Below are 12,030 nucleotides of genomic sequence, written 5' to 3'. Positions count from 1 at the left end.
TTAATTTCAAGTCGGGGTGACAGGATTCGAACCTGCGACTTCCTGGTCCCAAACCAGGCGCTCTAGCCAAGCTGAGCCACACCCCGAAGGTTTTTCGCGTCTTTGTTTAACTTCTTTTCCGCAACGCAAGAGTTATTATATATGATGGATATGGATTTGTCAACAATATTTTCGAAAAAAAATAAAAATCGAAAAAAGCTGATATTTGCTGGATTTCGGCAGGATTTGAAAATAAGAAGAAATAGTTCTGAAATGGGAGGAACCGGCAGGTACAATCATGTTCCTGCCGGTTTGAGTATGAAAAATAAAAAGTCAATGTTAAAAGGGTGGGGTTCCTTTACAAATAATAGTATATCCTGGAATTATGACATAAGTTTGACCAGTCAATAAACATTTCATAAAAAAACTTAAAGAAATAGGAATAATGTTTGAAAAAATAGATCTTATGTTATAATTGCAGGAGAATGTGAAACGGGATGACACAACTGTGAAAGGAGTATACATGAAATATTGGGATGTTTTTAATAGTGAACTGGGCCCCATTCATATTATATGTGATGAAAAATGGGTTTTAGGAGTGGAATTTAAAACGGAAGGTACGCCAAAAGGAGAGCACAAAGCCACAGAGCTGACGAAAAAAACGGTTCTCCAGTTAAAAGAGTATCTGAAAGGGGAAAGAACGGAGTTCGATTTGCCATTAAAGCCGGAGGGAACGGCATTTCAGAAAAAGGTATGGGATGCACTCACAACCATTCCCTGGGGACAGACAAGAAGCTATAAAGAGATTGCAGTCCAGATTGGGAATCCAAAGGCTTGCCGTGCCGTTGGTATGGCCAACAACCGCAACCCCATTTCCATAATAATTCCATGCCACAGGGTAGTTGGCGCAGACAACCGCCTGGTAGGATATGGCGGAGGACTGGATATTAAATTAAAGTTGTTGAATATGGAAAATCCGGATGCAGTATGGAAGAATTATTAAGATTTCATTGTGATTCTTTCGGTTCATTTAAAATGCTATACTTTCGGTGTTGTTCATGATATAATCCTCCACGTCACCAATAAGAATGTTTGACAAGGAGTGATTTTATGAGAAAAAACAAGATCTTTGCAGGGATTATCATTGCAATGGCAGTGATGATGACAGCAACAGCCTGCGGAAAGAATAATACAAAGGCTGATACGAAGCAGGAGACACAGGCAGAGGCAGGCACTACAGAAGCTGCGCCAGAAACCACAGCGGTTAACGCAGAAGTAACCAATCCTTCAGATCAGGAAACTTCTGAAGAAGAGGATACATCAGAGGAAGAAGCAACAGAAGCAACGCAGCCGATCACAGCCAATGATGCAGGTAACATCAAGGAAGGCTCATTTACACCAAAGTCAGGTAAATACGAGATTACGCCTCCAAAAGGCTGGTCTCTTGACGAAGATGCAGATGAAAACCTGGTAACGATTAATTCTCCTAATGGCGATGATTACCTGGAAATCACCTATGTACAGGGAGATAATGCGGATGATGCCCGTGAGGATTATCCCGCTACGATGGATGAATATAAGAAGTTAGTCAGCCGCGGTGAGGATATGGAATTTGTACGCTATGATGTGAAGGACGGCAGTGATGGCAGTCAGACGTTCCGGTATGCGATCCGGTATAAGACACCAGATGATGGGGTTCGTTATTATGCCATTTCCGGTTCTTACAATGCAGCCACAAAGACCTACATCAGTGCAGCCGGAACAGTGGGATCAACCGAGAACGGTGTAGAAGCACAGATTGAGGCAGCTCTGGATTCACTGAAACTGAAATAATGATTAATACTGTCTTTAAATGAAGCAAGGGGCGTAACCGTAAGTTCGGTTATAGCCCCTTGTTTTTATAAGTGAATCTTAATTCCGTTTAACAGCTCTACATCCTCTTCCTGATGGGTGCTGATCAGAACCAGTTTCCCCTCGCATTGTTCTTTTATATAGGAAATCACCTCTTGTTTTGTATCCTCATCAAGCCCTGTAAATGGTTCATCCATGATTAGAATGTCAAATGGTACTAAAAGAGCCCGTATAATAGCCACACGGCGTTTCATTCCTCCGCTTAGGGCAGACACAGGTCTGTCAAGGCAGGCGGCAGGCAGAAGCCGTACCAGCGCGTTCTTTGCTTTTTTATGATTTCCGGAAGAATGAGGCATTACCATTGTTACGTTTTCAATGGGAGTAAATGCTTCACACAGCCGGTGTTCCTGAAAGACAGCGGAAATTTTTGATTTCCTGAGACCTTCTATTTTCCCTGAATCTGCTTTTAAGAGACCCAGCAGGATATGAAACAGTGTGGTCTTGCCTGAGCCGGAAGGTCCCATAAGGCAGTAAATATTACCTGAAACCAGATGGAGATTTACATGGTTCAGTACAGTTTGACCGTCAAAGGACTTTGACAGCTGTCTGATCAGGAGTTCCACACAGATCCCCCCTCTCTTTTTTTGCGTCTGATGCCGGGGGATGCCAGATTTAAAAGCCATAGGAAAATCGTTTCAAAAAGCATGCTGAGCAGAATAATTACCAGTGTCCAGGCGAATAAGTCTGCAGTACTTAAATAGATCTTTGCAAGATAGGGCTTTTCCCCGATAGAGTGAAGAGGAACACCAATTACTTCTGCAGCAATTCCGGATTTCCAGCTCATTCCCAGTGCTACACGGCTGCCCGCTGCCAGATAGGGAAGCAGTGCCGGACGGTAAAGGTAAAAGAATTTCTTCAGTTCTGACATCTGAAATACCTTAGCCATCTCAAGCAGATGCGGGTCCGTGCTTTCGATTCCTGCAATGGTCTGAATATAGATCATGGGAAAAACAACCAGAAACCCGATGATTACAGAAAGATTTTCAGATCCAGCCCAGATCAGTGCCAGTATGACGAAGGAAGCAACCGGAACCGACTTAATCAGAGCCATTAACGGTGATAAAAGGTCCCCTATGATTGGAAAACGGCAGGCAGCTCCTCCGGCAAAAATACCAGCAATAAAAGCCATAAGAAATCCAAGGCTGATTTTACCGAAGGAATAGCCGATGGTTTTCCAGAAATCCGGCAGTCCGGCCTGGCGCAGTAAAGCGGATAAAACCTCCAGCGGACCAACCAGTATGATGTTGTTGTGTACTGCCATACTGGCGGCCTGCCATACCAAAAGCCAGAATAAGATGATTCCGGGTTTCTTGAACGGGAAGATACCTGCTTTCATAATCGGGTCTCCTTAGGGGTATATTTACTGCAGATAGTAGAAGTCATCTCCGGGAAGCGCTCCTCCGACTGTCTGCGGTTCCATTTCAAAAAGTACATTTAGATATCCGCTTAACATGGATTTCATCTTATTCCCATCTATATAGGTAATGCTGCAGTAGGGAATGGCTTTTTCGGCAACAGGGGCTTTTTCAATAATTCCGGCAGCAGCAACTAAAGCAGCAGCCTCACTTACATTGCTATTGACATATTCGGCTGATTCCTTATGATCGGCAAGGAACTGGTTAATTGCCTGCCGATGATCCTTTAATATATTATTTTTGCAGACAGTAACTCCGGTTACCAGACTGCCGCTTCCATCTTTTGCAGCGGAATCCCATTCTTTTGTTAAATCAAGTACCATTTTCAGCTGATCATTCTGAGCCATGGCAGCTGTAACAAAAGGCTGTGGAAGAAGACCGACCGCATCTGGATTCTCTTTTAATACGGCAGCTACCTCTGCAGCTTCTGATTTATACTCCAGCTTTACATCGTCAGTGGTCAGTCCGTTGGCTTTCAGGACATGGGCGAGAGCATAGTCAGGTGTTGTCCCTTTTCCTGTTAAATAAACGGTCCTGCCCTTTAAATCTGCTGTGGTGTGAATGGAATCGTCAGCGGAGACGGCATAGAGGACCCCCAGCGTATTGATATCCAGAACGGTTATATTGTGGTTGGTTTTTGTGTAAAGAATGGACGCCATATTTGCAGGAATCAAAGCAACATCTAATTCGCCGCTTACTAATTTTCCCAGGAGCTCATCTGGAGCAGTTACCATGGTAAATTCATAGGAGTTCTGGGTTTCGCCTTTTTTTGCCTTGTCCATCAGTCCCACCAGCCCCATGGAAGTAGGACCTTTAAGAGAACCAATTTTTAAGGTATAAGTGTCTGACTGGGCCTCGTCACTTGCGGCTGTTTCCGATGCTGCAGTAGTTTCCTGTTCTTTGGAAGTCTGGACTGCAGTAGTGCTTTCCTGTGCAGGTGCTGAGGTCTGGGAATTGTTTCTGGCACAGCCGGTTAGGACTGCAGCAGTTATTGCCAGTGCAGCAAGTGCAGATAAAACTTTTTTCATAATAATCCTCACTTTCTGTCCGTACCATTTTATACTGGTTTACCATGCAAACAGATGAAAAAAAACCACGCCGACAGGCATGGGATTTCCGGTTTGACGTATTCTCCTCGCCTTCTCCGTCAGGGATCCTTCCGGGTTAGTACGAACAGGGTAATTATACCATTTTTCAGCTGTGTTTGTCAAAATATTATGCGAAACAAGGTGGAAATGTGTTATACTTGTAGCACCTGCAGGGAGAGACTCTGTAAGGAGTTTGAAAGGAGAAAAAATAATATGAACGATGTATATGAGAAGCTTCAAAGCTGTTTAAAAAGTGTACGTGAGAAAACGGATTTTATCCCCGAAGTTGCCCTGATTCTTGGTTCCGGACTGGGTGAATATGCAGAGGAGATTGACGTAACTGCCACCATAGATTATAAAGATATTGAAGGATTTCCGGTATCAACAGTACCCGGACATAAAGGGAGATTTATTTTTGGTTATGTAAATAAGGTTCCTGTGGTGATCATGCAGGGACGTGTCCATTATTATGAAGGTTATCCCATGACAGATGTGGTGCTTCCCACACGGCTGATGGGGCTGATGGGAGCAAAAATCCTGTTCTTAACCAATGCCAGCGGCGGCGTAAACAAGGAATTTAAGCCAGGAGATTTTATGCTTCTGAGTGATCATATCGCAACGTTTGTTCCTTCTCCGTTAATTGGCTCCAATATCGGGGAACTGGGAACCAGATTTCCGGATATGAGTGATATTTACCGTAAAGAACTGAGAGCTTTAATTAAGGAAGCGGCCAGGGAAGAGGGAATTGAGCTCCAGGAGGGGATTTATTTACAGCTGACGGGACCGGCGTATGAATCACCTGCTGAAGTGCAGATGTGCCGGATACTGGGGGCAGACGCGGTTGGAATGAGCACTGCCTGCGAGGCGGTAGCTGCAAACCATATGGGCATGAAAGTATGCGGCATTTCCTGCATCACGAATATGGCGTGCGGGATTATCGACCAGCCTTTAAGCCATCTGGAGGTCCAGGAGACAGCAGACCGGGTGGCACCACTGTTTAAAAGACTGATTACGGCATCCATTACGAAGCTTGCCGGTAAATAAAGGGGGAAGGGGCTTATGGATCAGAGGCTGGCGGAACGGATTTATGCTGCGTCAGGGAGGAAAAAGCCTTCGCTGGTATTAAAGAATGCCAGAATGGTGAATGTATTTACTTCAGAATTGGAGGATGGTGATATCGCCATTGAGGACGGATATATTGTGGGAATCGGTTCGTATGAAGGGGAGAGAGAGACAGATTTAAACGGTAACGTGGTCTGTCCGGGGCTGATAGACGGACATATTCATCTGGAAAGCTCCATGCTGTCTCCGGAGGAATTTGCAAAGACGGTCATACCCCATGGAACCTCCGCGGTTGTTACGGATCCTCATGAGATTGCCAATGTAGCGGGAGCAGAAGGAATCCGGTTTATGATGGATCATACAAAGGATCTTGATCTGGACGTATACTTTATGCTCCCTTCCTGTGTTCCGGCAGCAAAGCTTGATGAATCCGGCGCTGTTATTTCAGCAGATGATCTTGCTCCTTTTTACAGGGACAGACGGGTGCTTGGACTTGCAGAACTGATGGATTGTCATGGTACCATACAGGCAGAACCAAATATTATGGAAAAAATAACCAGCGCCGCAGATCATGGGAGAATGATCGACGGCCATGGACCTTTTTTAACCGGGCTGCAGTTGAATGCATATATCACAGCCGGTGTCCGGTCAGATCATGAGTGTTCTCTCCTGGAAGAGGCAGTGGAGAAGATCAGGCGGGGCCAGTGGGTTATGATAAGGGAAGGTACTGCTGCCAGAAATCTGGAGGCGCTTCTGCCTTTGTTTCAGGAGCCTTATTATCACCGCTGCATGCTGGTGACCGATGACAGGCATCCGGGAGAATTATCCAGGCTTGGCCATATGGATTATATTGTAAGAAAAGCCATAAAACTGGGGGCGGATCCGGTGCATGCTGTGATCATGGCTTCTTATCATGCTGCACGGTATTTCAGGCTGGATCAGGCTGGTGCTATCGCACCCGGATACCAGGCTGATCTGATTGTTGTCTCAGATCTGGCAGAATTTAATGTCAGCAAGGTCTACCGGAAAGGGAAACTGGTAGCGGAGAACGGACGGTTAACAGAAAACTCCGGGACAGAAACTTCAAAAAATAATGTATTACCGGACAAAGTAGGGGATTCCTTCCGATTAAAAGAAATAGTACCACAAGACTTTGCCTTGAACGAAGATGGGGATACCATAAGAGTCCTGTGTTTGATCCCCGGAGAGCTGACTACAAAAGAGAGGCTTGTTTCCTGGACGAAAAAACTGAGTGATGATCCGAAGGCTCTTGCAGCCGCGGACATTGTGAAGATGGCTGTTTTTGAGCGCCACCATAATACCGGTCATACCGGTCTGGGGTTTCTTGGCGGTTACGGGCTGAAGCAGGGAGCAGTGGCGACCAGTATTGCCCATGATTCCCACAATCTGATTATAGCAGGGACTAACGATCAGGATATGGCACTTGCAGGAAATGTTGTCAGGAAAAACCGGGGAGGTATTGCAGTTGCAGCAGGCGGAGTGGTCCTTGGCGAGCTGGCACTGCCCATTGCAGGGCTGATGAGCAGGGAACCTGCTGACTGGGTGGGTGAACGGCTGGAGGAACTGAAAAAACAGGCACAACTGCTGGGGGTGGGAAAGGAAATTGACCCCTTTATGACGCTTGCATTTGCCAGTCTCCCGGTGATTCCCATGCTCCGGTTAAATACCTGCGGCCTGATAGATGTTGAGAGGCAGGAGGTTTTAAAAACCATATTTTTCAGTATTTGAAAAAATACATCCAATCAGTAAATAAGTATTGATAAAAATATAACAATATGCGATAATAGTCGAAAAGGAAGTTCACCAAGGGATTTATTCGGAGGGAGATTATTCATGAGAGTAACTATATGCATAGGAAGTGCATGCCATTTAAAAGGTTCCAGAGAGATCATAGCCCAGCTTCAGAATCTGGTGAGAGAGAAACATCTGGAGGATCAGGTTGACTTAAACGGTTCCTTTTGCAGCGGGAACTGTGTCAATGGAGTCTGCGTGACGGTTGACAGTCAGATCTATTCCTTAAAACCGGAAGATACAAAGGAGTTTTTTGACAAAGAAATTCTGGGGAGGCTTTAATCATGGGAATCATTGATTTCAAGGCGACCAAATGTAAACACTGCTATAAATGTGTTCGTAACTGTGAAGTCAAAGCAGTCATGATTAAAGATGAACGTGCAGAAATTATGTCTGATAAGTGCATTTTATGCGGAAAATGCATGCAGGTATGTCCCCAGTCTGCCAAAACGCTTGTCAGTGATCTGGATCTGGTCAAAGGGTATCTTGATATAGGATATAAAACGGTGATATCTCTTGCTCCATCGTATATGGGGCTGTTAAAATATAAAACTGCAGGTCAGGTGAACGGTGCCTTAAGAAAGCTGGGATTTACCGATGTAAGGGAAACCTCGGAGGGCGCAGCGGTGGTGACTGCAGAATATACCAGACTCTTAAAAGAGGGGAAGATGGAAAATATCATCACAACCTGCTGCCCCAGTGTCAATGATTTAATCGAAATCTATTATCCGGAACTGATTCCCCATCTGGCACCGGTAGTTTCTCCCATGGTGGCCCATGGAAAGATGTTAAAGGAAGAATTTGGAAGGGATACGAAGGTAGTATTTGTAGGTCCCTGTATTGCGAAAAAGAAGGAAGCAGAGGATTTAAGGCATGGGGATTATATTGATGCTGTCTTAAATTTTAATGATATAGAAGGCTGGCTTGCACAAGAGGAAATTACCATCGAGGATTGTGAGGATGTTCCTTTTGTTCATATGAATCCCAAAGTGAACCGGTTATATCCTGTTACCAGTGGAATCGTCAGCTCTGTGCTGGCGACGGAAGCAAAACGGGATGGATACCGGAAGTTTTATGTTCACGGGTGCCGCAATTGCATGGATCTTTGTGAGAGCATGCTCCATGGAGATATTACGGGGTGTTTCATTGAAATGAACATGTGCTCCGGAGGCTGCATCAAGGGACCGGCGGCGGACCATGAACACATATCCAGATTTAAAATCAGACTGGACATGGAAGAGACCATCGAAAAAGAGCCGGTTCCTGACGAAGAGATCCAGAAGATCTTTCAGACGCTGACATTTGGCAAACACTTTTTAAACCGTGCTCCAAGAGATATCATACCGACAGAGAGCCAGATTCAGGAGATATTAAAGAAGACAGGCAAGACGAGACCGGAAGATGAGTTAAACTGCGGAGCATGCGGTTATTCCACATGCAGGGAAAAGGCTGTGGCAGTTATTCAGAAAAAAGCGGAATTAAACATGTGTATTCCATTCATGCATGAAAAAGCGGAATCCTTATCCAATCTTGTTATGGAAACATCACCCAATATTGTTTTAATTGTTGATAAAGAGATGAAGATTCTGGAATATTCGGCAGTGGGAGAGAAGTATTTCGGCAAGACCAGGCAGGAAGCGTTAGATATGTACCTGTATGAGCTGATTGATACTTCTGATTTTCAATGGGTTTATGACACACATCAGAAGATCCACGGAAAGAAAGTCACTTATGGAGAATACGGAATCTCAACATTACAGAACATTGTTTATGTAAACAATGAGGATGTGGTGCTGGCAACCTTTATCGATATTACAAGGGAAGAGGAACAGGCAAGGCAGGAATACGAAAAGAAGCTGGAGACGATTGATCTGGCTCAGAAAGTAATTCATAAGCAGATGATGGTGGCTCAGGAAATTGCGGGACTTCTGGGGGAGACAACTGCAGAAACGAAGACTACGCTGACAAAGCTGTGCAAGTCTCTGTTATATGAAGGAAGTGAAAGCGAGGTTCGATGATGGGAGTCACCGTTGACGTTGCTTATAAAAGTTTAAATAAATTTAATGAAGTGCTGTGCGGGGATAAGGTGGAGCTGCTCCATACGGAAGATTCCAACATTATGATTCTGGCAGACGGTATGGGAAGCGGAGTAAAGGCAAACATACTGGCTACAATGACTTCCAAGATACTGGGGACCATGTTTTTAAACGGCGCTACGCTGGAAGAATGTGTGGAAACCATTGTGGAGACGCTGCCGGTCTGTCAGGTCAGACAGGTTGCATATTCAACCTTCAGTATTCTCCAGGTATTTCACAATGGAGATGCTTATCTTGTGGAGTTTGATAACCCGGGCTGTATTTTTATCCGGGAGGGGAGTCTGGTTTCCATTCCCCGGAGTATGCGTGTCATTCGGGATAAGAAAATTAATGAATACCGGTTTCGTGTGAAAAAAGGAGATGCTCTTATCCTTCTCAGTGACGGGACCATTCATGCAGGCGTGGGGCAGCTTTTGAACTTTGGCTGGCTTTGGGATGATGTTGCTTCTTATGCGGTGAAACAGTACCGTCTGACCGTATCTGCGGTCCGTCTTGCCAATTCATTATGCCGGGCCTGTGATGAACTATACCAGTACCGGCCGGGAGATGATACTACAGTTGCTGTCATGCGGATTATCGACAGCAAACCAGTTCATTTAATGACTGGTCCGCCCGAGGATCCGGATGACGACGCTGGCATGGTCAGGGATTTCCTGAGCGGAGATGATATGACAAAACGGATTATCTGCGGAGGAACCAGCGCCAATATTGTGTCCAGGACCACCGACAGGAAGCTGAAGGTATCACTTGATTATTCTGATCCGGATCTGCCGCCTGTGGCTTATATTGACGGCATCGAACTGGTAACAGAAGGGGTATTGACGCTGAACCGGGTATTAAAGCTTTTAAAGCGCTATGTAAAGAATGAATCAGTCACGGAGGAATTTTTTCTCGAACTGGATAAACCAAACGGTGCCTCCATGGTAGCAAAGATGATTATTGAGGACTGTACAGAATTAAAGCTGTATGTAGGGAAGGCGATTAACAGCGCATACCAGAATCCGGGGCTGCCCTTTGATCTGGGAATCCGCCAGAATCTTGTGGAGCAGCTGAAACATGCGGCAGAAGAGATTGGGAAGACGGTTACAGTTACTTATTATTAATAGAGATTATTCACACATCCACAATGAGTGGAAGCTTCAAGGAGGAACGATATGGTAACAAATGATGCAACCTTACTTCGCATCAAGCATCAGGTTTTAAATGAAGTGGCGAAACTTGCCTGGGAGGGCATACTGGAACAGAAACGGGATGAGATTCCTTATCACATAATTCCTGGCCCTAAGGCGCAGTTTCGGTGCTGTATTTACAGGGAGAGGGAAATCATCAGAGAGAGGGTCCGGCTGGCAGAGGGGTTCTGCCCCAGCGGCAGAGATACAAAAAATGTAGTTCAGGTAATTAATTCTGCCTGTGAGGGCTGTCCCATAGCCAGATATGTAGTAACGGATAACTGCCAGCTATGCATGGGTAAGGCCTGTCAGAATTCCTGTAATTTTGGAGCCATTAGTATGGGACATGACAGGGCCCACATCAATCCTGACAAATGTAAGGAGTGCGGAAAATGCTCTCAGGCATGTCCATATAATGCTATTGCAGACTTAACCCGTCCCTGTAAAAGGAGCTGTCCTGTGGATGCAATTACTATGGATGATGATGGTATTGTTGTGATAGATGAAAGCAAATGCATTCAGTGCGGAGCATGCATACACAGCTGTCCATTTGGCGCAATTGGGTCCAAAACTTTTATGGTTGATGTAATTAACCTGATTAAGGCTGGAAAAAAGGTGGTTGCTATGGTTGCACCTGCTATAGAAGGACAGTATGGTCCTGATATCACCATGGCCAGCTGGAGAACGGCACTTAAAAAAATCGGTTTTGAGGATATGGTAGAGGTAGCGCTGGGCGGTGACTTAACCGCTGCAGCAGAAGCGAAAGAATGGTCAGAGGCATATAAGGAAGGAAAGAAAATGACGACCTCCTGCTGTCCGGCATTTGTTAATATGATTAAACAGCATTATCCTATGCTTCTTGAGAATATGTCTACGACAGTGTCTCCGATGTGTGCAGTTTCACGAATGTTGAAGGCAGATGATCCGGAAACGATTGCTGTTTTTATCGGTCCCTGTATCGCAAAGAAAAGCGAAGCTCTGGATTTAAATGTTAAGGGAAATGCAGATTATGTACTGACTCTTGGAGAGGCTCATGCCATGATGGTGGTAAAGGGGGTAGAACTGGAGCCGGAGGAGAATACATATCAGGCAGGTTCAGTATATGGAAAGCGTTTTGGCAACGGAGGCGGAGTTACGGCTGCTGTTCTGGAATGTCTGAAAGAATCGGGTGAAAATGCAGATATCCAGGTTATGAAATGTAATGGGGCTGCGGAATGCAAGAAAGCGCTGATGCTTTTAAAGGTTGGAAAGCTGCCTGCAGATTTTGTTGAGGGAATGGCCTGTATGGGCGGCTGTGTCGGCGGTCCCAGCAAGCATAGAAGTGAAGGAGAAGCGAAAAAAGCCAGAGATTTACTAATTGGACAGGCAGATGGCAGAATGGTCCACGATAATATAAAAAGTCTTGGCCTGGAGGCTGTTAAGATGCACAGGAACCAATAGAATAACTAAAAAGCGTCCTAGCCGGCTGAACCGGCATAGGGCGCTTTTTTGAAAGGTA

General features: G+C 45.2%; 12 protein-coding genes and 1 tRNA gene. 9 read left to right on the top strand and 4 right to left on the bottom strand.

Annotated features, from left to right (window positions below; genetic code table 11):
• Positions 1–11: 11 nt before the first annotated feature.
• Positions 12–86: transfer RNA gene (locus CRO04_RS01240), tRNA-Pro, on the bottom strand.
• A gap of 55 nt (positions 87–141) precedes the next feature.
• Between CRO04_RS01240 and CRO04_RS01235 the strand changes: the two genes are divergently transcribed.
• From CRO04_RS01235 to CRO04_RS01225, 3 genes are all read left to right on the top strand, one after another.
• Complete coding sequence (locus CRO04_RS01235) at positions 142–390, top strand: hypothetical protein (protein WP_097002415.1); 249 nt, start codon at positions 142–144, stop codon at positions 388–390.
• A gap of 112 nt (positions 391–502) precedes the next feature.
• Positions 503–982 (top strand): methylated-DNA--[protein]-cysteine S-methyltransferase, encoded by a 480-nt coding sequence (locus CRO04_RS01230; protein WP_097002414.1) that lies wholly within the window; start codon positions 503–505, stop codon positions 980–982.
• A 107-nt stretch (positions 983–1,089) separates the two neighbouring features.
• A complete protein-coding gene (locus CRO04_RS01225) occupies positions 1,090–1,812 on the top strand; it encodes a hypothetical protein (protein ID WP_097002413.1) in 723 nt (240 codons plus the stop codon).
• 65 nt (positions 1,813–1,877) lie between these two features.
• On the opposite strand, the gene CRO04_RS01220 is transcribed toward CRO04_RS01225, so the two are convergent.
• The 3 genes from CRO04_RS01220 to CRO04_RS01210 are packed head-to-tail and all read right to left on the bottom strand — an operon-like array spanning position 1,878 to position 4,333.
• Positions 1,878–2,453: an ATP-binding cassette domain-containing protein gene (locus CRO04_RS01220; RefSeq protein WP_097002412.1), complete on the bottom strand. Its 576-nt coding sequence runs from the start codon at positions 2,451–2,453 to the stop codon at positions 1,878–1,880.
• On the bottom strand, positions 2,441–3,226 hold the full coding sequence (locus CRO04_RS01215; protein WP_207654381.1) for an ABC transporter permease: 786 nt from the start codon (positions 3,224–3,226) through the stop codon (positions 2,441–2,443). The genes CRO04_RS01220 and CRO04_RS01215 overlap by 13 nt, the downstream gene beginning before the upstream one ends.
• 24 nt (positions 3,227–3,250) lie before the next feature.
• Positions 3,251–4,333: an ABC transporter substrate-binding protein gene (locus CRO04_RS01210; protein WP_097002410.1), complete on the bottom strand. Its 1,083-nt coding sequence runs from the start codon at positions 4,331–4,333 to the stop codon at positions 3,251–3,253.
• A gap of 273 nt (positions 4,334–4,606) precedes the next feature.
• Here CRO04_RS01210 and CRO04_RS01205 point away from each other — a divergent pair, with 273 nt between their 5' ends.
• From CRO04_RS01205 to CRO04_RS01180, 6 genes are all read left to right on the top strand, one after another.
• On the top strand, positions 4,607–5,437 hold the full coding sequence (locus CRO04_RS01205) for a purine-nucleoside phosphorylase (protein ID WP_097002409.1): 831 nt from the start codon (positions 4,607–4,609) through the stop codon (positions 5,435–5,437).
• 15 nt (positions 5,438–5,452) lie between these two features.
• Positions 5,453–7,204 (top strand): adenine deaminase, encoded by a 1,752-nt coding sequence (gene ade / locus CRO04_RS01200; protein WP_097002408.1) that lies wholly within the window; start codon positions 5,453–5,455, stop codon positions 7,202–7,204.
• Positions 7,205–7,309: 105 nt separating this feature from the next.
• Positions 7,310–7,549, top strand: a complete 240-nt coding sequence (locus tag CRO04_RS01195) for a (2Fe-2S) ferredoxin domain-containing protein (RefSeq protein WP_097002407.1) — start codon at positions 7,310–7,312, stop codon at positions 7,547–7,549.
• 2 nt (positions 7,550–7,551) lie between these two features.
• The gene (locus CRO04_RS01190) at positions 7,552–9,285 is read left to right on the top strand and encodes a [Fe-Fe] hydrogenase large subunit C-terminal domain-containing protein (protein ID WP_097002406.1); all 1,734 of its coding nucleotides are present in this window, start codon (positions 7,552–7,554) and stop codon (positions 9,283–9,285) included.
• The gene (locus CRO04_RS01185; protein ID WP_097002708.1) at positions 9,285–10,466 is read left to right on the top strand and encodes a SpoIIE family protein phosphatase; all 1,182 of its coding nucleotides are present in this window, start codon (positions 9,285–9,287) and stop codon (positions 10,464–10,466) included. The genes CRO04_RS01190 and CRO04_RS01185 overlap by 1 nt, the downstream gene beginning before the upstream one ends.
• A 51-nt stretch (positions 10,467–10,517) precedes the next feature.
• A complete protein-coding gene (locus tag CRO04_RS01180; RefSeq protein ID WP_097002405.1) occupies positions 10,518–11,972 on the top strand; it encodes a 4Fe-4S dicluster domain-containing protein in 1,455 nt (484 codons plus the stop codon).
• Positions 11,973–12,030 lie beyond the last annotated feature (58 nt).

It is taken from the genome of Lacrimispora amygdalina, from assembly GCF_900205965.1.
In the GTDB taxonomy this organism is placed as follows: Bacteria; Bacillota; Clostridia; order Lachnospirales; family Lachnospiraceae; genus Lacrimispora; species Lacrimispora amygdalina_A.
The sequence above is the reverse complement of the archived record's forward strand: the minus strand, read 5'-3'. Positions and strand labels throughout refer to the sequence as shown.

Excerpts from the sequence above, each read along its gene's own strand:
- CRO04_RS01205 (WP_097002409.1), top strand. The coding sequence starts at position 4,607 with ATGAACGATGTATATGAGAAGCTTCAAAGCTGTTTAAAAAGTGTACGT.
- CRO04_RS01210 (WP_097002410.1), bottom strand. The coding sequence starts at position 4,333 with ATGAAAAAAGTTTTATCTGCACTTGCTGCACTGGCAATAACTGCTGCA.
- ade (WP_097002408.1), top strand. The coding sequence starts at position 5,453 with ATGGATCAGAGGCTGGCGGAACGGATTTATGCTGCGTCAGGGAGGAAA.
- CRO04_RS01185 (WP_097002708.1), top strand. The coding sequence starts at position 9,285 with ATGGGAGTCACCGTTGACGTTGCTTATAAAAGTTTAAATAAATTTAAT.
- CRO04_RS01190 (WP_097002406.1), top strand. The coding sequence starts at position 7,552 with ATGGGAATCATTGATTTCAAGGCGACCAAATGTAAACACTGCTATAAA.
- CRO04_RS01235 (WP_097002415.1), top strand. The coding sequence starts at position 142 with ATGATGGATATGGATTTGTCAACAATATTTTCGAAAAAAAATAAAAAT.
- CRO04_RS01225 (WP_097002413.1), top strand. The coding sequence starts at position 1,090 with ATGAGAAAAAACAAGATCTTTGCAGGGATTATCATTGCAATGGCAGTG.
- CRO04_RS01215 (WP_207654381.1), bottom strand. The coding sequence starts at position 3,226 with ATGAAAGCAGGTATCTTCCCGTTCAAGAAACCCGGAATCATCTTATTC.
- CRO04_RS01180 (WP_097002405.1), top strand. The coding sequence starts at position 10,518 with ATGGTAACAAATGATGCAACCTTACTTCGCATCAAGCATCAGGTTTTA.
- CRO04_RS01195 (WP_097002407.1), top strand. The coding sequence starts at position 7,310 with ATGAGAGTAACTATATGCATAGGAAGTGCATGCCATTTAAAAGGTTCC.
- CRO04_RS01230 (WP_097002414.1), top strand. The coding sequence starts at position 503 with ATGAAATATTGGGATGTTTTTAATAGTGAACTGGGCCCCATTCATATT.